This is a genomic window from Streptomyces aurantiogriseus (genome assembly GCF_014649375.1).
Lineage (GTDB): Bacteria > Actinomycetota > Actinomycetes > Streptomycetales > Streptomycetaceae > Streptomyces > Streptomyces aurantiogriseus.
The window spans coordinates 18,926-38,949 of record NZ_BMSX01000025.1 but is presented as its reverse complement, the minus strand read 5'-3'; the positions used below and the strand labels follow the sequence as shown (position 1 = coordinate 38,949).

Below are 20,024 nucleotides of genomic sequence, written 5' to 3'. Positions count from 1 at the left end.
CGTTTACTCGGTTCCCGATTCCGGCCAGGAACGAGGCAGGATTGTGACCATGTCCAACACTCCCATGGCAGCGAACCCGCTCACCCGGGCCGTGCTCGAGATCGACGAGTACGCCTCCGGCCTCGGCTGGGACCAGCCCGCCCGCCTCTTCGCCCTCGTAGACACCGCACGACTGCGGGCTCAGGAACCCTCGCTCGCCGCCCAGCTCGGTCTGGAGGACGAGTCCGAGACCACCGGTCTCACCCCGATCGAGCAGGACGAAGTGCCAACGGACAAGCCGCTCGACGAGTTCCTGGCCACGATCGCCTGGCCCGACGCGGTCACCGGCTGCGCCCTCACCGTGGAGCGCCTGATGCTGCCGCCTTCCGCCGAGGCCCAGGTCCCGCAGGGCCTGAGCGAGGCGGAGCTGGCGCGGTGGGTGGCGGACCACCCCGACCGCCAGGAGGTCCGGATGACGGTCGCGGTCCTGCGTGACGGCGGCCGCGAGTCGGCTCTGCGACTGCGTGAGAAGGACGCCCCGACGGAGGTCCTCACGGGCGGGGACCTGGTCCCGGGCCTGGCGGAGGCGCTGTCGGCGACCTTCGAGGAGTAGCCTGTCCGACTGCTCGCCCGGCGCCCTGCCGGACTACTTGACCGTGCACTTCGGCAGATCGGCCGTGTCGCCGCTGCGGATGTCCTTCAGGGCGCCGAGGGCGTCGTCGATGGTGTTCACCTTGATGAGCGTGAGCCCGCTCGGGGTGTCCTTGGCGGCGGCGGCGCAGTTGTCGGCGGGCGTGAGGAAGTACTGGGCGCCCTTGTCGCGCGCGCCGACGGTCTTCATCTCGACGCCGCCGATCGGCCCGACCTTGCCGTTGTCGTCGATGGTCCCGGTGCCGGCGACGAACTTCCCGCCGGTCAGGCTGCCCGGGGTGAGCTTGTCGTAGATGCCGAGCGCGAACATCAGACCGGCGCTCGGCCCGCCCACGTCGGCGAGCTTGATGTCGATGGCGAACGGGAAGGTGTGGTCGGTCCCGGCGGAGATCCCGACGATGGCGCGCTTCTCGCCGCTGTCGTCGGACGCCGCCGTGGTGATCTTGACGTCCTGGGTCCTGGTCGCCGTCCGGTTCGCCTTCTCGGCGGCGGCCTGCTCCTTCGCCGGCACGATCGTGAAGACGACGTCCTCGCCGGGCTTGTGCTTGGTCACCAGCTTGGCGACGTCGGCCGGCTCCTTCACCGCCGTACCGTCCACGGCCTTGATCACATCGCCGGCGTGCAGCCGGTCCTCGGCGGGCGAGCCCTTCACCACGGTCGAGACGATCACCCAGGACTGCACCGGGACGTCCAGCTCCTTGAGGGCGGCGACCTTGGCGCTCTCCTGGGACTGGCTGAACTCCTCGGCGTTCTCCTGGGTGGACTCCTCCTCGGTCTTGCCGTCCGGGTACAGCGTGTCGTGCGGCACGACCTTGTTGTCGTGTGCGAGCCATCCGTAGACGGCCTCGACGAGGTTCATCCGGTAGTCGGCGCTGGTGACGCGCACGGTGGTCATGTTGAGGTGGCCGCTCGTGGCGTAGGTCTTCCGCCCGGAGATCTGCAGCACCGGCTCGCCGCCGTGTTCGCCGAGGGTGTTCACCGTCGGCCCCGGAGACATCTCCGCGTACGGCACGGGGATGAGTACTCCCGCGCACAGGAGCGCGATCAGCATCAGGGTGGAAGCGAGCATCGTCGCGGTGCGGCGTGGCATGCCTCGACAGTACGGGACGCTTCTGTCAGCGCACCGTCAGGGCCACCGCCCGCTCCAGTACCCCCTGCACCCCCCATACCCCCGGTATCTCACGTACCGGAGTGCGACTTCTCCATGGCTGCGCGGAACCTGGCGTACCCGTCCAGCTCGGGACCGTCGCCGCGGACCTTGCGGGTCCGGTTGGCCCAACTTCCCCACAGACCGGCACCGATCGCAGCCACCAGCGGAATGAGCAACCAGGCGAGCGCCGCCATGCCGACCTCCCAACCCCAATTGAGCGACCGCAACTGACTGATCAGCAGATTAACCATCCGCACTGACAACGCTCACGCCAGGGGTGCGGTTACGCAACCGGAGGCCGCCGGCGGACGGGGCCCCGCACTCAGCAGGCTCCCACCCACTCCTCGGTCCCGTCGGAGAACTTCTGGTGCTTCCAGATCGGCACCTCGTGCTTGAGGTCGTCGATCAGCTTCCGGCAGGCCTCGAAGGCCTCCCCGCGATGCGGACACGACACGGCGACGACGACCGCGAGATCCCCCACGGCCAGGTCCCCCACACGATGCACGGCCGCGAGCGCCCGCACCGGATACTCGGCGACCACCTTCTCCGCGATCCGCCGCATCTCCGCCTCGGCGGTGGGATGGCAGGAGTACCCGAGCGCATCGACGTCGGCACCCCCGTCATGGTTCCGCACCGTCCCCACGAACAGCGCCGTCCCACCGGCCGCGTCGTCCCCCACGGCCCGGAAGACCTCGTCCAGGGAAAGCGCGGTGTCACGAATCGCGATCAGCTTGATGGGGTCCTGCGCCGCCTGCTCACCGGGATGATCATTGCTGGGTGCCATACCTTCATCGTGCCGCACGTCGGCAACGAGCGGGAACGGCGTCCCCCTCCGACACACACGCGTGCCTCTTCGGAGACTCCGACAGGGACGTGTTTTCGCCCCTGGGCGAGCCATTCATCCCGAGCGTGCCATTCAGCGCCGGGCAGGCCATTCAGCACCGGTCGGGGCACATCAGCCCGTCCGGCGATTGAGGACGAGGCCGTTCAGGCCGCAGCGGGGGCGCAGGGGCGCAGCCCCGCGTGGGGCGCAGGGGCGCAGCCCCTGGGGATGGGACGGGTAGGGGCGGCGGGGGCGAGAAACTCAAGGCCCGCACCCACCCCGCGCCCCCTTCCCGCCCGCCCCTCAAACCCTCCGCCGAGCCTTCCGGGCCCTCCGCACCACAGCCGCCGCGCCCAGCAGAGCCACCGTCGCCCCCGCAGCACCCGCAGCCGTCGCATCCTTCCGCCCCAGCCGCCGCCCAGCCACCGTGTGCCGCCCGGCGACCTCCTCCAGCAGCTCCGCGAGCACCTCCTCATTGGTCCACCGCGGGCGCCACCCGGCATCATGCAGCCGGCTCCCACTCACCACCCACGGGTACATCGTGTACGCCAGGTCCCCCGCCGGAGACGGCGTGAGCCCGATCCGGTGCAGCCGAGCGGCAGCGCCCAGCGCGACCGCCGACGGCAGCTCCATCCGCCGGATCCCGCTGAGCTCCTCGACCTCCTCCTGCTCCAGCCACCCGTCGCACCCCACGGCCAGCTCCCCGTCGACCTTCTCCAGGACGGCGTACTCCAGAGCACCGCACAGATCCTCGACGTGGCAGAACTGCCAGGCCGGCCGCGACCCGGCGACGACGAGCAGCCGGGGCGACTCGAAGTACCGGGTCAGCGCGGTGTCGGTGCCGCCGACCAGCACCGCGGGCCGCACCACGGTGACGTTGAGCCCCGGATGCGCCCGCGGAGCGCGCCGCGCCAGCCGTTCGATCTCCAGCAGGTCCCCGACGCCGGTCGCCTCGGCCGTCGCCTTCAGCTCCGCTTCCTCCGACAGCGGCAGTTCGTTGTCCGGCAGCGCGCCGTAGACCATCGCGGAGGTGCACAGCACCACACGGTGCACCCCGGCCGCCGCGGCGGCGGTCAGCACGGTCTGCGTTCCCCGCACGTTGTAGGCCGTACGGGCGGCGCTGTCACTCCCCAGGTCGAGGTCGAGCGCGAGGTGGACCACCACGTCCGCGCCGCGCAGCTTGTCGGCGATCGCCGGGTCCCGGACGTCGAGGATGTGCCACTGTGCCGCGTCGCACTCGCCCCGCCGCTCGTCGATGGCGACGACCTGTTTGATCTCGTCCGACGCGGCGAGCCGCTCGGTGAGCAGCGCGCCCACCCCGGTCGCGGCGCCGGTGACGGCGACGACGGGCCCGCGCCCACCGGCCGGGGTTGAGTGGTTTCGCGCTGCGCGAACCTGCGGATCTGGGGAACTCACCAGGTGTCTCCAGCGGTTGTTTTCCATACGGGCGCGAGTGACGCGTACGTACCAGGTGGCATCCATCCTGCCGCAGGCCGAGAGTCGGCGAAGCACCGAGGCCCGATCGAGCCGGGGTGTCTACGCTGGGTGGTGTTGCAGGGCAGCCGCGCCGCCGGCCGAGAGCCGGTGGCCTTACCAGCCGAGGAACCCCGTGAGTGACACCCCATTCGGATTCGGCCTTCCGCCGGAGGAGCCGGACGACGGCGACGAGGGCAAGAAGAAGGACCCGCAGAGCGGCGGTGGTCAGGGACCGGCCAACCCGTTCGGTTTCGGGCTGCCCGGCGCCGGAGGCTTTGGCGGCCCCGGCGCGGACAATCCGCTCGCGGCCATGTTCGGTTCGCTGAACCCCACCGACCTGGGCGCCGCGTTCCAGCAGCTGGGCCAGATGCTCTCCTACGAGGGCGGCCCGGTGAACTGGGACATGGCCAAGCAGATCGCCCGCCAGACGGTCTCCCAGGGCACCGCCGACGGCGTCAAGGACGTGAGCGTCGGCCCCTCCGAGCGCACCGCGGTCCAGGAGGCCGTCCGTCTGGCCGACCTGTGGCTGGACGACGCGACGTCCCTGCCGTCCGGCGCCGGCTCGGCCGTGGCATGGTCGCGCGCGGAGTGGGTCGAGGCGACCCTGCCCGCGTGGAAGGAGCTGGTCGACCCGGTCGCCGAGCGGGTCGGCGCGGCCATGGGTGACGTCCTGCCGGAGGAGATGCAGGCCATGGCCGGCCCGCTGATCGGCATGATGCGCTCGATGGGCGGCGCCATGTTCGGCTCGCAGATCGGTCAGGCCGTCGGCGTGCTCGCGGGCGAGGTCGTCGGCTCGACCGACATCGGCCTGCCGCTCGGCCCGGCCGGCAAGGCCGCGCTGCTGCCAGTGAACATCGAGACGTTCGGCAAGGACCTGGGTGTGCCGCAGGACGAGGTACGGCTCTACCTCGCCCTGCGCGAGGCCGCCCACCAGCGCCTCTTCGCGCATGTGCCGTGGCTGCGTTCGCATCTGTTCGGCGCGGTCGACGGCTACGCGCGCGGGATCAAGGTCGACACGGCCAAGCTGGAGGACGTGGTCGGCCAGTTTGACCCGCAGAACCCCGAGCAGCTGCAGGACGCCCTCCAGCAGGGCATGTTCCAGCCGGAGGACACCCCGGAGCAGAAGGCCGCCCTGGCCCGCCTGGAGACGGCTCTGGCGCTCGTCGAGGGCTGGGTGGACGCGGTGGTGCACGCGGCCGCGAAGCCGCGCCTGTCGTCCGCGGACGCGCTGCGCGAGACCCTGCGCCGCCGGCGTGCCACAGGCGGTCCGGCGGAGCAGACGTTCGCCACGCTGATCGGCCTGGAGCTGCGCCCACGCCGCCTGCGCGACGCCTCCCGGCTGTGGGCCTCGCTCACGGACGCGCGCGGGGTCGACGGCCGCGACGCCCTGTGGGCCCACCCGGACATGCTGCCGACGGCCGCCGACCTGGACGACCCGGACGGTTTCGTGCACCGCGAGCAGATGGACTTCTCCGAGTGGGACAAGATGCTCGGCGAGGCGGCGAGCGGCGGCTCCGGCGAGCAGCCGGACCTGAAGAAGAAGGACGCCGAGAACAACGACGACAAGGGCGACGACACCGAGTGAGCCTGCACGACGACGCGGTCCTCGTCCTGAAGGAGTACGAGGGCCAGCAAGGGTTGCGCCAGACCTACCTGGAGCATCTGGAGGCCCACCCGGACGGGATGTGGAAGGCCTGCGAGGCCGGGCATCTCACGGCGAGCGCCCTGGTGATCGACCCGGAGCGCGGGCGGGTGCTGCTGACCCTGCACAAGAAGCTCCGCATGTGGCTCCAGATGGGCGGCCACTGCGAGCCGGCCGACGAGACACTGGCTGCCGCCTCTCTGCGCGAGGCGACGGAGGAGTCGGGCATCCCGGGGCTGCGCCTGCTGCCCGGCGGCCCCGTGCGCCTGGACCGGCACCAGACGCCCTGCGCCTGGCATCTCGACGTCCAGTACGCGGCGCTCGCCCCGGCCGGAGCCGTGGAGGCGATCAGCGACGAGTCCCTCGATCTGCGCTGGTTCCCCTACGCCGAGGTCCCGGATGTGGCGGACGAGTCGGTCGTACGCCTGCTGGAAGCGACTCGCGCGCGGCTGTGAGCCGGAACGTGCCTGCGAGCTCGATGTGCAGAGCACGAACGTGTAAGGGGCGACCGCCTAGATGGTCGCCCCTTACGTTTGCTTCCTGGACGGTCAGCTCCAGACGTTGCCCTGGTTCTGCCCGCGCGCCCCCTGCTGGCCCATGCCGTACTGCGCGGCGAGGCCGGAGCCGATCTGGGCGTTCTGCGGCGGGAGCAGTTCACTCGGCTGGACGAGCGCGAAGCCGGTGCCCATGAAGCTGAGCTCCCAGCCCTCTCCCGTGTTGCCGCGCCGCCGCCACACCCCGGAGGAGTGCGTCTGGGCCTGCATCTGTACGCGCAGCCCGGTGGACCAGGCGACGATCGCGTCGGCGTCGCAGTTGACGTACTTGTCGGGCGTGACCTGCAGCATCAGCGGTGCGCCCGAGGTCATCAGGGCGACCCGGCCGCGGCCGCTGATGTTGAGCTGGTACTTCCCGGAGCCGGAGATGCCGTAGAGGCTGTCGACGGCGATGACCTCGTGGTGCAGCGAGGAGTCCATCGCCAGGACGTAGCTGCTGTCGACGGTCAGGCCGTCCTGGTCCACGTCCACCAGGTGGATGTGCTGGGCCAGGTTGGCGAGGTAGACCGTGCCCTGGCCGTGACAGCGCATCAGGTCCAGGCCCTCGCCGGTGCGCGCACGCGCGCGTGACTGGCTGTTGCTCTGGAACTCGGCGTCGAACTCGACGAGGCCCTGGTAGGCGACCATGGTGCCCTTGCGGGCGAGGATGTCGTCGTGACCCTCCAGGGCGACGCGGAGCATCTGCTTGTTCTGCAGGCTCCAGCGCTCCTGGGTCTGCTGGTCGTTGTAGGCGAAAAGCGGGCTCTGCATGGTGACTCTGGCTCCCCCTCAGCCCCGGATCCGGAGGCGGTCGGTGCTGTCCTCGCTGGGCTGGACGACGACGATGCCCTCACCGGAGAAGGCCATCTGGTAGGCCTCGCCGCTGCCCCGGCCGATGAGCGACTGCGCCCTGAAGCTGCGCTTGCCCTTCACCTTGAGGTTCGGCGACCAGGCGACGAGCGCGTCCGGGTCGACGTACGTCTCGTTCTCACCGCCGCCGCAGTCGACGACGATCGGCTTGCCCCGGGAGGTCAGCGCGACCCAGCCCTGCCCGGAGATCTTGGTGTTCCACAGACCCTGTCCGGCGAACTTCGCCAGCCCCTTGACGCGCTCGACACCCCAGGTGAGGTGGGCGTCGAAGGCGAGCAGGTTGGTGGCGTTGACGGAGATGCCGTCGCCGTTGAGGTTGATCACGACGACGTTGGCGCCGTAGTCGGCGAGGTAGAGCAGGCCGTCGCCGGAGCACTTCATCAGGGGCGCGCCCTCACCGGTCATCCAGTCCTTCGCGATCTGGCGCACGGCCGGCGGATTGGGCTCGTACTGGACGAACCCTTCGTAGGCGACCATCGAGCCCACGCGCGCGAGGAGGTCGTTCCCGGTCTGCAGGGCGACCTTCAGCATGTGGTTGCCGTGGTTCTCCATGCGGGCGGTGACGGGTGCGGGGGCGTAGCCCGCGAGCGGCTGGTTCATGACGGGCTCCCTCAGACCTCGTACGGCTGGACGACGATGAAGTTGCCGGGCGCGCCCCGGAACTGGAGGTTGACGCTCTCACCGGTGTCGCCGGGGTAGGCGTTGCGGCGCATCCGCACCTGGCTGGAGACGACGACCTGGGAGGCCGCCGACCAGGCGACGACGGCGTTGCAGTCGGCGAAGGTGGTGGGCGTGACCGGGAGGACGACGGGTGTGCCGTGCGTCTTCACGACGATCGTGCCGGTGCCCGTGAACTGCATGGTGAACAGCGCCCCGCCGGGAATGCCGTGCCCCTCGATGCGGCGGACCTCGTACTGGAGGCTCTCGTCGAAGGCGAGGACGTTCTCGGCGGAGACGCAGATGCCGTCGCCCTGGAGCTCGATGGGGTGCAGCATGGTCGAGTTCTCGGCGAGGAACACCTGTCCCTGGCCGGTGCAGCGCATCAGCTGCATCTCCTGGCCGGTCGCGTTGCCCACGATCCGGCCGGCGAACCCGGCGCCCTTGTAGCTGAAGTCGACCTTGCCCTGGTAGAGCACCATGCTGCCCTGACGGGCGAGCACGGGCTGGCCGCCGATCCCGAGGTCGACACGGACCATCTTCCGGTTCTGCTGCGTCCAGCGCTGGCCGGTGGGGGTCTCCTTGAACTGCTGCAGCGCGGCGGTCACACCGGCTCCGCCCTGGGGCGCGCCCTGCGGCACCCCGTAGGCCTGCTGGGCCGGCGCCTGACCGAAGGGGGGCTGCTGACCGTAGCCCGGCGGCGGTGTCGGCTGCCCGTAGCCGGGCGGCGCCTGGGGCGCCTGGGGCTGGGCGTAGCCGGGAGGCAGCGGGGCGGTCGGCGCGGCGGGCTGGCCGTACGGCTGCTGTTGGGGCGGCTGGCCGTAAGGCGCGGGAGCCGGGGCCGGCGGCGGGACCTGGACGCCTCCGGGCGGAGTCATGGGCGCGACGATGGTCGGCGCGGTGTGCACCGGGGGCGGGGTCGCGGCCGGTGGCGGCGTCGCGGCCGGCGAGGCGAAGCCCTGCGCCGCGGGCTGCGGCTGCTGCGGGGCGGGCGCCGGGGCCGGAGCGGGCGCCGGGGCCGGAGCGGGCGCCGGGGCGGGGGCCGACGGAACGCCGAAGGCGGGGGGTGCGGCGGCCTGGGCCGGCGGGGCGAAGCCCGGGGCGGCACCGGCCTGGGGCTGCTGCGGGGCCGCGGGCGCCGCCTCCTCCTCCGCGACCTCGCCGCCGAAGTTCTTCAGCAGCGCGTCCAGACCGCCGTCGAAGCCCTGTCCGACGGCCGCGAAGCGCCACACGTCCTTCAGGTAGAAGTCGCCCAGCATGACGGCCCGTTCGGTGGAGAACTCCGAGCCGCCGAACGCGTACCGGGCCACCTCCTCGCCGCCCGCGACGATACGGATGTACCCGGGATTGATCTGCGACATCTGCCCGGCGCCGTCGATCGTCGCCGTGAAGGACAGCTTCTGGATCTGCGGCGGGATCCGGTCGAGGGTGACGCGGAAGGACTCCGTGTCGCCCGCCTGGGCGCCCAGGAGCTGAATGGACTCCTCGGGGGACTTCGGCTGGTTGAAGAAGACGAAGTACCGGTCGTCCGAGAGCCGTTCGTCGGCGTCGAGGCCGAAGCAGCTGATGTCGAAGGTCAGGCCGGGGGCGGAGATCTGCACGCCTACGTACAGATCCGTGCCCGCCGTGAGGTCACTGATCCTGGCCTTGTGGCCGCGTTGGAATTCCCTGGGCATGCGTAACGACCGTCCCCCATCCCGAATGCGAGTGCGTCGCGCCAGGCTAACGGCAAACTCCGACACCGGACGAAGTCGGTACAGACCCGGTACACAACCCGCGCAGGAAGGCGGCGGACGATCCGCGCGAGGGGGCTCACTCCCCGCGCGCGCCGGGCAGATGCGGCAGGCGCTCGGCGGCGACCACGCCCTCCAGGTATCCGCGAGCCCGTTCGGTGCGCGGATAGGCCTCCAGCAGCCGCCAGAAGTCGGGGCCGTGCCCGGGCACGAGCAGGTGCGCGAGTTCGTGAAGGAGGACGTAGTCGATGACGTACTCGGGCATGCCCTTCAGCCGGTGCGACAGACGAATGCTGCCCTCGGCCGGGGTGCACGAGCCCCAGCGCGTGTTCTGGTTCGTCACCCAGCGGACCGACCTGGGCCGGGCCCGGCCGTCGAAGTACTGGGCCGACAGCCGCTCCGCGCGCTCGGCCAGTTCGCCGTCACCGGGGACGCGCCGGCTCTCCTGCGCGGCCAGCTTGTCGAGCATGACGCTCACCCAGCGTTGCTCCTCGGCCTCGGACATCCGGGCAGGAATGAGCACGACGGTGCGATCGCCCTCGCGGTACGCGGATACCGTCCGGCGTCGACGGGCGCTCCTGCGGACCTCGATCGCGCTCGCCCCCGAGCCGCTCGGCGGCTGGCTCGTCGTGCTGCGCTGTGGCGTTCCGGCGCGGTGCAGTGGGTCGGCGGGCACGCCAAGACGTTACCCGCTGCACACGGAGGAAGTCCCGGCTCCGGAACGGTCGGGTTCCGATCCCCCGCCCCGGTTTTGCCTCGTACGACGGATTTGTACGACGAATTCCCCTGCTTGTGGACAACTTTCGGCACCCCTCGACGAGGCCCGCCATGCTGGCACTCGTCGGCGGAGCGAGGTCGCCCCCACGCCCCCGCTCCGCCGGCGTACGGAAGTTTCCAGGAGGACGGGGGTCTTCGATGCATCCGATGGTGAAGCCCGCGCTGCGGCGCGGCTGGCGTGATCTCAACACCGTGCAGTTCGGGATGACCCCGGCGCACGCCCTGACACTCGGCCCGGTGGACACGGCGACGGGCAGTTTCCTGGAGCTGCTGGACGGCACACGCGGGCTGGCGCTCCTGCGCGAGGAGGGGCGCCGGATGGACCTGCCCGACGGGCATGTCGACCAGCTCGTGGAGCGGCTGGCGCGGGCGGGGCTGCTCGACGACGCGCGCGGCGGAGGCCCGGACGCCGACTCCCTGCGGGAGAAGAAGGAGGTCCTGGAGCGACTGCGCCCCGACCTCGCGTCCCTGTCACTGACCACGTCGGAGCCGGGTGAGGCGCTCGGGCACCTGGCGGCCCGACGCCGGCTGCGGGTGCAGGTGCGGGGCGCGGGCCGGGTGGGCGCAGTGCTGGCCTCGCTGCTGTCGGGGGCGGGCGTCGGCGAGGTGGACGTGCGCGACGGCGGGCGGGTGGAGCCGGGCGACGTGGCACCGGGCGGGCTGCCCGCCGAGGCGATCGGCGAGCGCAGGGACGAGGCCGCCCGCCGCGCGGTGCGCCGGGCCGCCCCGGACCGCCCACCCCGCAGGAGCACCCGATCACCGGCCGAGACGGACACCCCCGGCTTCTCCCTCGTGATCCTCGCCCCACGGGACGACGTGTCCGTGCACGCACCGGCTCCCTCGGCCGCCGAACCCCTGATCGCCTCGGGCACCCCGCACCTCTACGCCGGAGTGGTGGAGGCGACCGGTGTGGTCGGCCCGCTCGTCCTGCCCGGCGAGACGGGCTGTGCCGGCTGTCTGCACCAGGCGCGCACCGACCGGGACCCGACCTGGCCGCGGCTGGTCGCACAATGGCACTCCGGGCAGCAGCGCCGGGCCCGGGCCTGCGACCTGACGCTGGCCACGACGGTCGCTGCGCTGGCAGCCGCCCACGCACTCACCTTCCTCGACGGCCGGCTCCCGTCCAGCGCGGGGGCACGCTGGGAGGTCTCCGTCCCCGCCCTCCAGTGGCATGCGCGACCGGTGTGGCCCCACTCCGCATGCCCGTGCGGTGCCGCGGAGAAAGGTAAGGGGGAACACACCTCCGAGGACATGGGTTCGCGCGAGACAATGGCGGAGCAACGGCATTCGACGGAGTTACGCCGTACGGCAGACGCGGCGCGGCTTGCTGGGACTTGGAGGGCGCATGTCTGATCTTCCCCGGAAGGCGGTCACCCGGACCGCCAAGCTCGCCGCGCTCCCGCTCGGCTTCGCCGGCCGGGCGACCTGGGGCCTGGGCAAAAGGATCGTGGGCGAGTCCGCGGAGATCGTCGGCCGTGAGCTGCAGCAGCGCACGGCGGAGCAACTCTTCAAGGTCCTGGGCGAGTTGAAGGGGGGTGCGATGAAGTTCGGGCAGGCACTGTCCGTCTTCGAGTCGGCCCTGCCCGAGGAGATCGCCGGCCCCTACCGCGCGGCCCTCACCAAGCTCCAGGACGCGGCCCCACCGATGCCGACCCGCACGGTGCACACCGTGCTCGCGGAGCGGCTCGGCGAGGACTGGTCCGAGCTGTTCCTCGAGTTCGACGACAAGCCGGCCGCGGCGGCCTCGATCGGCCAGGTGCACCGGGGGGTGTGGCACGACGGCCGGGAGGTCGCGGTCAAGGTCCAGTACCCGGGGGCGGGCGAGGCCCTGCTGTCCGACTTGAACCAACTCAGCCGTTTTGCCCGTCTCTTGGGTCCTCTCATCCCGGGCATGGATGTCAAACCCCTGATCACCGAGCTGCGGGACCGTGTCTCCGAGGAGCTGGACTACGGGCTGGAGGCGCGGGCTCAGCAGGCTCACGCGGAGGAGTTCGCCGACGACCCCGACGTGGTGGTACCGGCGGTGGTCCACCAGTGCGACCAGATCCTGGTCACCGAGTGGATCGACGGCGTGCCCCTGTCCGAGGTGATCGCCGCCGGGACCAGGGAGCAGCGGGACCGGGCCGGCCAGCTGCTGTCCCGTTTCCTCTTCTCCGGCCCGGCCCGCACCGGACTGCTGCACGCCGACCCACACCCCGGCAACTTCCGCCTTCTGCCCGGCGGTCCCGAAGGCGAGGACGACTGGCGCCTGGGCGTCCTGGACTTCGGCACGGTCGACCGCCTCCAGGGCGGCCTGCCGGAGCCGATCGGTGAGTCCCTCCGGATGACGCTCGACGGAGAGGCGGACGCGGTCTACGAACTCCTGTGTGCGGAGGGCTTCGTCAAGGAGTCCATCGAGCTGGACCCCGACGCGGTCCTCGACTACCTCCTGCCGATCATCGAGCCGGCCCGGGTCGACGAGTTCACATTCACCCGTGACTGGATGCGCAGCCAGGCAGCCCGGATCGCCGACCCCCGCTCCCCCGCCCACCAGCTGGGCAAACAGCTCAACCTGCCTCCGGCCTACCTCCTGATACACCGGGTGACACTCAGCACGATCGGCGTGCTGTGCCAGCTCGGCGCGACGGTGCGGCTGCGCGAGGAGCTGGAGGAATGGCTTCCGGGGTTCCTCCCTGAGGAGGCCCTGGAGGCGGGGGAGTCGGTGGCGGAGGCGTAAGCCGATACGGGCTGCGCGTTGCCGTTCGGAAGGAGGGGCGGGGTGGGGTGGGGGGAGGGGAGGGGAGGGGGGAAGCCCCCCAAGCAGTGGTCCTACCACCAGGCCGGGTCCAGCCGCCCCTCAATGGCCCTGAGCTTCTCCCGCGCGCAGGTGTCGCAGCAGTACTGACGTACGCCGTTCTCCACGGAGCAGGTCCAGGTGACGGGCGGGGGTTCCTCGGCCCGGGTGCCGCAGCGGGCGCACACGAGGGGGCGGGGCTCCGCCGGGGAGCCGCCGTGGTCACTGCCGCCGGGATGACTCGTCACCCTCGGACGATAACGCCGCGGCCGAGGGATCGCCGGGCACAACGCACCGCGGGGGCCGGTCCGTTCGGACGGACCGGCCCCCGCGGGGAGAGCTTCGCCTCCTGTGTCGGGAGGCCACCGCTTCAGGTGGGAGGGGTTACTGCATCACGGCCATGGCGAGCGCCCGGCGGGCGCGCAGCGAGGCGCGCTCGGCCCGGCGCTGCATCCGGCGGGCGGTCGCCAGGCGCACCGCCAGGCGTTCCCGCTCGGCCTCGTGCAGTCGCTCGTGCATATGCGCACGAGCCAGGGCTTCTGGGATGAGTTGCATCTCGCGGGTCCTGTTCTGACGCGAGTCGTTCGCGCCGGTGGTGGTGACGTCTTCGGTCGCGGAGCCTGCGGGCTCGCTGGTGGACGGCTTCATCGGGGCCTGCTTCTTGGGGTCGTGCGTGAGGGGGCGGTCGATCGTTCCTGCGGTGTTCATGCCGTGACCGGGTTCTTGCGCGGGCGGCCACGCGGCCGCTTCCGGGCGACGACGACACCCTGGACGAACAGCTCGCCACCCCAGACGCCCCAGGGCTCGCGCCGCTCCTTGGCGCCGGCGAGGCAGGCCTCGATCAGCGGGCAGGTGCGGCAGAGGGACTTGGCGTACTCGACGTCTGCCGGCGACTCGGCGAAGAAGACCTCCGGGTCGTAGGAGCGGCAGGGGACGGGTACGCCGAGGTTCTCGATGGCGTCGTCGAGCGCGGTGAGCGCGGTCAGCGGGGTCAAGGTGGAGTCCTCCGTGAGGCCGGGCGGGGGGATCGTTTCGGAAGGCGGTACGGACGGGGCGTGCGCTTCGAGTTGCACGGTTCGTCTTCCTCGTCTGGTCGGTCCGGCCCTGTTGGGCCGGGTGGCGGCTGGGTACCGGGTTCTTTTCTTGTCCCGAGGCCCCTTCGCTCCGTCATCCCCGTTGGAGGACAAACAGAAGGGCCGCGGATCCCGGATGGGGTTCCGCGGCCCTGAAGGCGCCGGCCTGATCGGCGATCAGGCTGGATCACTCCAGGGTTCTGGCCCACGGAAGGCCCACATCAGGTGGTGCTGCGTCGTCTGCTTCCGGAATCCGGCACCGGTCGCCGTAAAGGCATAGGCCTTTGCCTGTGCCGCTACTGCCGCTTCCAGTGCCTTGGTCGGTCGCTCGCTGCGCTCGCGGACGGGAAGGCCCACGGGGGCAACGGAGGAGGACGCCAGCCGGTCGGCACGAATGCCGGACAGACCGGTGCCCAGGTTCGAGGCGCCGAGCATGCACAGGGAGACGATCGAGCGATCGGTCAGTTTGGCGGTGCTGGTGAAGCTGGTGTTGGTGATGATCACTGGAATCGCCTCCTCTCGGCGTCTCGGGGGACCGGGGGTGAACCCAGTCCGACGGATATGCAAGTACAGCACGGGATCAGGGCCTTCGAGAAGGCCTCTGTTCTCGTGCCTAAGAACCTATGGGGATTGCTGGGGCATGCGCAAACTATTTTTTCGACGAGTTCGCGTCAGTCACTTTCAGCCTCTTCCCCCGGGTCCTGGCCTGCGCAGATGGCCAGGACATCGGCTCCGTAGCGGTTGAGCTTGCGCATGCCGACCCCCGGGATCCGCGCGAGTTCGCCCGCCTCCTCGGGGACGGTCTCGGCGATCGCCATCAGCGTCTTGTCGGTGAAGACGCAGAAGGCGGGCTGTCCGTTGCGCCGCGCCTGCACCGAGCGCCAGGACCGCAGCCGCTCGTAGAGCCCTTCGTCCATGTCCGAGGGGCAGTCCTCACAGCGCATCAGCTTCATCTCACCGGCGTCCGTCAGGCTGCGTCCGCAGACCCGGCAACGGGCCGGGATGCGCTGCCTGCGGCCCGGCACGGTGGAAGTGCCCGTCACCGCGCCCCCGAAGCCGCCCCCGAAGCCGCGCTCGACGCCCCCGGAACCGCCGGTGCCGCCGGTGCCGGCGGCACTGCCCGAGCCGGGGCGCAGGCCGTCAAGGAAGCGGCTGGGGCGGCGGTTCGGGCGGCCGCCGGGCGAGCGGGAGAGCGCCCAGGACACGTGGAGGCGCTCGCGGGCCCGGGTGACCCCGACGTAGAGGAGGCGGCGCTCTTCCTCGATCTGCTCGTCGGTCCTGGCGTAGGTGATCGGCATCATGCCTTCGGCGATGCCGACCAGGAAGACGACGTCCCACTCCAGGCCCTTGGCGGAGTGGAGCGAGGCGAGGGTGACGCCCTGGACGGTCGGGGCGTGCTGGGCGTTCGCCCGCTCGTCGAGCTCGGCGACCAGGTCGGCGAGGGTCGCGCCGGGGCTGGCGGCGACGAAGTCCTGCGCGAGGTTGACCAGCGCGGCCAGGGACTCCCAGCGCTCTCTGACGGCGCCGGAGCCGGCCGGCGTCTGTGGGGTCCAGCCCTCGCCGGAGAGGACGGCCCTCACCTGGGAGGGCAGGTCGACGGTGTCCTCGAGGAGGGTGTCGTTGCGGCCGAAGCGGGCGGCTGCGCGCAGGGAGTTGATCGCCTTGCGCACCTCGGGCCGGTCGAAGAAGCGTTCGGCGCCGCGCAGCTGGTAGGGGATGCCGGCGTCGGCGAGGGCCTGTTCGTAGGTCTCGGACTGGGCGTTGGTGCGGAACAGGACGGCGATCTCGGCGGCCGGGACGCCGGCGTCGAGCAGCTCGCGGATGCGGCGGGCGGCGCCCTCGGCTTCGGCGGGTTCGTCGGTGTGCTCGGTGTAGACGGGTTCCGGTCCGGGGGTGCGCTGGGAGATCAGCTCCAGGCGGTGGTCGGCGGCGCGGCCGCGGGCCTGGGCGAGGAGGCCGTTGGCGAGGTGGACGACCTGGGGGGTGGAGCGGTAGTCGCGGACCAGCTTGACGACGGTGGCGCCGGGGTGGCGGGTGCGGAAGTCGAGGAGGTGGTCGGGGGTGGCTCCGGTGAAGGAGTAGATCGTCTGGCTGGCGTCGCCGACCACGCACAGGTTGTCCCGCTCGCCGAGCCACAGCTCCAGCAGGCGCTGCTGGAGGGGGCTGACGTCCTGGTACTCGTCGACGACGAAGTGTTGGTACTGGGCGCGGACCTGTTCGGCGATGTCGTGCCGGTCCTGGAGGATGGCGACGGTCAGCAGCAGGACGTCCTCGAAGTCGATGACGGAGCGCTCGCGCTTGAGGTCCTCGTAGGCGGCGTAGAGCTGGGCGATCTCGGCGGGGTCGCGGGGGGCTTCGCGGCCTGCCTTGGCGGCGGCCAGGGGGTAGTCGGCGGGGACGGTCTGGGTGACCTTGGACCACTCGATCTCCGCGGTGGCGTCCCGCAGCTCGCCCCGGTCGAGGCGGATGCGGCAGACGGCGGCTGCGTCGGCGACGAGCTGGATCTTGCGGTCGACGAGCCGGGGCAGGGAGCCACCGATCGCTTTCGGCCAGAAGTACTGCAGTTGACGCAGGGCCGCCGAGTGGAAGGTGCGGGCCTGGACGCCTTGGGCGCCGAGCTGGCGCAGTCGGCCGCGCATCTCGCCGGCGGCGCGGTTGGTGAAGGTGACGGCGAGCACGCTGGAGGGCTGCAGGATGCCGGCGCGCACACCGTAGGCGATGCGGTGGGTGATGGCTCGGGTCTTGCCCGTGCCGGCTCCTGCCAGCACGCACACCGGGCCGTGCAGGGCGGTGGCCACCTCGCGCTGCTCGGGGTCGAGCCCTTCGAGCACCGCGTCGGCCGAGTCCGGTACCTGCGGGAAGAGGGTGGAGTGCGTTGCTGGTGTCACACAAGCCATGCTGCCAGGTCGCCGGAGACGGGCGGGCCGGTTGTCCACAGGCGGGCATCCGCAGTCGTATTAATGCGGCGGAGGTCACCCCCGGCTCTCCGTCGCTGCCGGGAATGGTGGCCCTTTCAAGTACGTTCTCCCACTGCGACGACCCCGTTCGCCGACCCGCAGAAGGAGCGCGAGAGACATGCTGGGCACTGTGACGATGTACAGCACCACGTGGTGCGGCTACTGCCGTCGGCTGAAGAGCCAGCTCGACCGCGAGGGCATCGCGTACACCGAGATCAACATCGAGCAGGACCCGGAGTCCGCGGCGTTCGTGGAGAAGGCGAATGGCGGAAACCAGACGGTGCCGACTGTGCTGTTCCCGGACGGCTCGACGCTGACGAACCCGTCGCTGGCCCAGGTCAAGCAGAAGATCGGCGCGTAAGCACGCAGGGAAGGGCGGCCTCCGAGGTGTCGGGGGCCGCCCTTCTTGTGTCGTGTCTCACACGAAGCTGCGTGTCGGCAGCGGCTTGCCGTACCAGAGCTCGATCAGGCGGGCTGCGATCGAGATGCCGTAGGGCGGCAGGACCTCGCCGGACTCGAAGGCTGCGCCGAGTTCGTCGCGGGAGAACCAGCGGGCCTCGTGGATCTCGTCGCCGTCGACGTCGATCTCGGTGGAGGTGGCGCGGGCCATGAAGCCCAGCATCAGGCTGGACGGGAACGGCCAGGGCTGGCTGGCGATGTACTCGACCTGGCCGACGGTGATCCCGGCCTCCTCGTAGACCTCGCGGCGGACCGACTGCTCGATGGACTCGCCGGGCTCGACGAAGCCGGCGAGCGTCGAGAAGCGGCCTTCCGGCCAGTGGACCTGGCGGCCGAGGAGGATGCGGTCGTCCTCGTCCGTGACGGCCATGATCACGGCGGGGTCGGTGCGCGGGTAGTGCTCGGCGCCGCAGGCGGGGCAGCGGCGGATGTGGCCGGCCGCGGCGATGACGGTGCGCTCGCCGCAGCGGGAGCAGAAGCGGTGGGTGCGCTGCCAGTTCTCCAGGCCGACCGCGTGCACCATCAGGCCCGCGTCGCGCGGTGACAGCAGCAGGCCGGCCTCGCGCAGCCCGGCCGGGCGGGCCGACTGGTCGATGCGGCCGGGCAGGGCGTCCTTCTGCAGGGCGAAGTAGCTGACGCCGTCCTCGTCGATGCCGAGGAAGTAGCGGTGTGCCTCGGTGAGGGGGGCCTCGAAGGAGGGGGTCATGACGAGTTCGGTCCGGCCGTCCGCCGTCTCGTCGATGAGGACCTGGCCGCCGGAGACCACGAAGCAGCGGGTGGTGGGGTGGCTCCACGCCGCGGCGAGCCAGGCCTCGTCGAGCCGGTGGTGGGCGGCCCGGTCGATGCCGCTCGGTGCGGTGAGTGAGACGGGTCGGTCGGCGTTCTGGTCGGTCCAGGTGGTCACGGGTGCTTCCAACTCCCCCGGTGGAACGGTTGTTTCGGCGGGCGGTTCAGCGGGACGTGCGGCAGGGGGCGACCGGGTGCGGTGTCGCGGTGTGGGGCGGTGCCTCCAGTGTGCCCCGCGCGCGGTGTCGCTCCGGACCGAGCGGGGTCGTCAGGGCGCATGGCGCCAGGTCTCCGCGAGGTCGCTCCAGAGGTACGCGGTGGTCTCGACGCCTTTGAGGAGGAGGTCCAGCTCGACCTTCTCGTTCGGGGCGTGCCAGCCGTCCGAGGGGACGGAGATGCCGAGGAAGAGCACGGGGGCGCCGAGGACTTCCTGGAGGTCGGCTGCCGGTCCCGAGCCGCCCTCGCGGGTGAAGCGGACGGGTCCTTCGAAGGCGCGGCCCATGGCGCGGACCACGGACTGCAGCGCCGGGTGGTCCAGCGGGGTCAGGCAGGGGCGCGTGGCCGGGCTGAACGTGATCTCGTGCCGGATTCCCGCGGGCATCTGTTCGTCGGCCCAGCTGCGGACGGCCTTCTCGATGTGGTCGGGGTCCTGGCCGGCGACCAGCCGGAAGGACAGTTTCACGAAGGCCGAGGACGGGATGATCGTCTTGCTGCCGGGGCCCTGGTAGCCGCCGCCGATGCCGTTGACCTCGGCGGTGGGGCGGGCCCAGATGCGCTCCAGGGTGGTGTGTCCGGTCTCGCCGTGGGGGGCGTGCGACTTGGCGGTGCGCAGCCACTGCTCCTCGTCGAAGGGCAGCTCGGCGAAGAGCTCGCGCTCGCTGTCGGTCAGCTCGACGATGCCGTCGTAGAAGCCGGGGATCGCCACGCGCGCGTGCTCGTCGTGCAGGGCGCCGACGAGGCGGGCTGCGGCGGTGGCCGGGTTGGGGACGGCGCCGCCGAAGGAGCCGGAGTGGATGTCCTGGTCGGGGCCGGTCAGCCGGATCTCGCACTCGGCGAGGCCGCGCATGCCTGTGCACACCGTGGGGGTGTCCTCGGACCACATGCCGGTGTCGGAGACGATCACGGCGTCGGCGGCGAGCCGCTCGGCGTGCTCCTCGACCAGGGCGCGGAAGTGTGGGGAGCTGGACTCCTCCTCGCCTTCGATCAGCAGCTTGAGGGTGACGGCCGGGGTGGTGCGGCCGGTGGCGGCGAGGTGGGCGCGGATGCCGAGGGTGTGGAAGAACACCTGGCCCTTGTCGTCGGCCGCCCCGCGCGCGTAGAGGCGGTTGTCGCGGACGACGGGTTCGAAGGGGTCGCTGTCCCAGCCGTCCTCGCGGGCGGCGGGCTGCACGTCGTGATGGCCGTAGACCAGGACGGTGGGTGCCTGCGGATCGTCGGAGGGCCACTCGGCGTAGACGGCGGGCGCGCCGGGGGTCTGCCAGACCTCGGCGGTCGGGAAGCCGGTCTCCTTGAGCCTGGCGGCGAGCCAGTCGGCGCTGCGGTGTACGTCGGGCGCGTGGTCGGGCTGAGCCGACACGGACGGGATGCGCAGCCACTCGGTGAGGTCGTCGAGGAAGGCGGCGCGGTGGCGCTCGATGTAGGTGCGGACGGCGCTGACCACACTGTCAACGGGATGGCTCATGGTC

The 20,024-nt window shown here is 71.4% G+C and carries 20 protein-coding genes and 1 pseudogene; 6 read left to right on the top strand and 15 right to left on the bottom strand.

The window, feature by feature from the left end; translation table 11 throughout:
- Positions 1-49: 49 nt before the first annotated feature.
- Positions 50-592 (top strand): PPA1309 family protein, encoded by a 543-nt coding sequence (locus IE263_RS38610; protein WP_189942763.1) that lies wholly within the window; start codon positions 50-52, stop codon positions 590-592.
- Between the two features lie 33 nt (positions 593-625).
- Here IE263_RS38610 and IE263_RS38605 read toward each other — a convergent pair whose 3' ends face one another.
- From IE263_RS38605 to IE263_RS38590, 4 genes are all read right to left on the bottom strand, one after another.
- Positions 626-1,720, bottom strand: a complete 1,095-nt coding sequence (locus IE263_RS38605; RefSeq protein ID WP_189942762.1) for a YlbL family protein — start codon at positions 1,718-1,720, stop codon at positions 626-628.
- An 89-nt stretch (positions 1,721-1,809) separates the two neighbouring features.
- On the bottom strand, positions 1,810-2,031 hold the full coding sequence (locus tag IE263_RS38600; RefSeq protein ID WP_189942855.1) for a hypothetical protein: 222 nt from the start codon (positions 2,029-2,031) through the stop codon (positions 1,810-1,812).
- A gap of 71 nt (positions 2,032-2,102) precedes the next feature.
- A complete protein-coding gene (locus tag IE263_RS38595; protein ID WP_189942761.1) occupies positions 2,103-2,564 on the bottom strand; it encodes a molybdenum cofactor biosynthesis protein MoaE in 462 nt (153 codons plus the stop codon).
- Positions 2,565-2,906: 342 nt separating this feature from the next.
- Entirely contained in the window at positions 2,907-4,019 is a 1,113-nt protein-coding gene (locus IE263_RS38590) for an SDR family oxidoreductase (protein WP_189942760.1), read from the bottom strand.
- 193 nt (positions 4,020-4,212) lie between these two features.
- Between IE263_RS38590 and IE263_RS38585 the strand changes: the two genes are divergently transcribed.
- Together IE263_RS38585 and IE263_RS38580 are read left to right on the top strand one after the other, a co-directional pair.
- The gene (locus IE263_RS38585) at positions 4,213-5,664 is read left to right on the top strand and encodes a zinc-dependent metalloprotease (protein ID WP_189942759.1); all 1,452 of its coding nucleotides are present in this window, start codon (positions 4,213-4,215) and stop codon (positions 5,662-5,664) included.
- Positions 5,661-6,176 carry an NUDIX hydrolase gene (locus tag IE263_RS38580; RefSeq protein ID WP_189942758.1) on the top strand — a complete coding sequence of 172 codons (516 nt, stop codon included), beginning with the start codon at positions 5,661-5,663 and terminating at the stop codon, positions 6,174-6,176. The genes IE263_RS38585 and IE263_RS38580 overlap by 4 nt, the downstream gene beginning before the upstream one ends.
- A 93-nt stretch (positions 6,177-6,269) precedes the next feature.
- On the opposite strand, the gene IE263_RS38575 is transcribed toward IE263_RS38580, so the two are convergent.
- From IE263_RS38575 to IE263_RS38560, 4 genes are all read right to left on the bottom strand, one after another.
- Positions 6,270-7,025, bottom strand: a complete 756-nt coding sequence (locus tag IE263_RS38575; protein WP_189942757.1) for an AIM24 family protein — start codon at positions 7,023-7,025, stop codon at positions 6,270-6,272.
- 18 nt (positions 7,026-7,043) lie between these two features.
- The gene (locus tag IE263_RS38570; RefSeq protein ID WP_189942756.1) at positions 7,044-7,724 is read right to left on the bottom strand and encodes an AIM24 family protein; all 681 of its coding nucleotides are present in this window, start codon (positions 7,722-7,724) and stop codon (positions 7,044-7,046) included.
- Positions 7,725-7,735: 11 nt separating this feature from the next.
- Positions 7,736-9,457, bottom strand: a complete 1,722-nt coding sequence (locus IE263_RS38565; RefSeq protein ID WP_189942755.1) for a TerD family protein — start codon at positions 9,455-9,457, stop codon at positions 7,736-7,738.
- A 136-nt stretch (positions 9,458-9,593) separates the two neighbouring features.
- Positions 9,594-10,190 (bottom strand): M48 metallopeptidase family protein, encoded by a 597-nt coding sequence (locus tag IE263_RS38560; RefSeq protein WP_189942754.1) that lies wholly within the window; start codon positions 10,188-10,190, stop codon positions 9,594-9,596.
- A gap of 239 nt (positions 10,191-10,429) precedes the next feature.
- Between IE263_RS38560 and IE263_RS38555 the strand changes: the two genes are divergently transcribed.
- Positions 10,430-11,644, top strand: coding sequence for a TOMM precursor leader peptide-binding protein (locus IE263_RS38555; protein ID WP_189942753.1), 1,215 nt, complete (start codon positions 10,430-10,432; stop codon positions 11,642-11,644).
- Complete coding sequence (locus IE263_RS38550; protein WP_189942752.1) at positions 11,637-13,007, top strand: ABC1 kinase family protein; 1,371 nt, start codon at positions 11,637-11,639, stop codon at positions 13,005-13,007. Before IE263_RS38555 ends, IE263_RS38550 begins: the two co-directional genes overlap by 8 nt.
- Before the next feature lie 92 nt (positions 13,008-13,099).
- Here IE263_RS38550 and IE263_RS38545 read toward each other — a convergent pair whose 3' ends face one another.
- The 5 genes and pseudogenes from IE263_RS38545 to IE263_RS38525 form a co-directional block, all read right to left on the bottom strand.
- The gene (locus tag IE263_RS38545) at positions 13,100-13,312 is read right to left on the bottom strand and encodes a hypothetical protein (protein WP_189942751.1); all 213 of its coding nucleotides are present in this window, start codon (positions 13,310-13,312) and stop codon (positions 13,100-13,102) included.
- 136 nt (positions 13,313-13,448) lie between these two features.
- A complete protein-coding gene (locus tag IE263_RS38540) occupies positions 13,449-13,772 on the bottom strand; it encodes a putative WhiB-interacting protein (RefSeq protein WP_189942750.1) in 324 nt (107 codons plus the stop codon).
- Complete coding sequence (locus IE263_RS38535) at positions 13,769-14,137, bottom strand: WhiB family transcriptional regulator (protein ID WP_019072119.1); 369 nt, start codon at positions 14,135-14,137, stop codon at positions 13,769-13,771. Before IE263_RS38535 ends, IE263_RS38540 begins: the two co-directional genes overlap by 4 nt.
- Positions 14,138-14,314: 177 nt before the next feature.
- Positions 14,315-14,641 carry a hypothetical protein gene (locus IE263_RS38530; RefSeq protein WP_189942749.1) on the bottom strand — a complete coding sequence of 109 codons (327 nt, stop codon included), beginning with the start codon at positions 14,639-14,641 and terminating at the stop codon, positions 14,315-14,317.
- 167 nt (positions 14,642-14,808) lie between these two features.
- Positions 14,809-17,083, bottom strand: a pseudogene (locus IE263_RS38525) (ATP-dependent DNA helicase UvrD2).
- A gap of 129 nt (positions 17,084-17,212) precedes the next feature.
- Between IE263_RS38525 and IE263_RS38520 the strand changes: the two are divergent.
- The gene (locus IE263_RS38520) at positions 17,213-17,455 is read left to right on the top strand and encodes a mycoredoxin (protein WP_189942747.1); all 243 of its coding nucleotides are present in this window, start codon (positions 17,213-17,215) and stop codon (positions 17,453-17,455) included.
- A 57-nt stretch (positions 17,456-17,512) separates the two neighbouring features.
- Here the strand turns inward: IE263_RS38520 and nudC are convergent, their stop codons facing one another.
- A complete protein-coding gene (gene nudC / locus IE263_RS38515; protein WP_189942746.1) occupies positions 17,513-18,457 on the bottom strand; it encodes an NAD(+) diphosphatase in 945 nt (314 codons plus the stop codon).
- A 150-nt stretch (positions 18,458-18,607) separates the two neighbouring features.
- A complete protein-coding gene (locus IE263_RS38510) occupies positions 18,608-20,020 on the bottom strand; it encodes a dipeptidase (RefSeq protein ID WP_189942745.1) in 1,413 nt (470 codons plus the stop codon).
- Between the last annotated feature and the right edge of the window lie 4 nt (positions 20,021-20,024).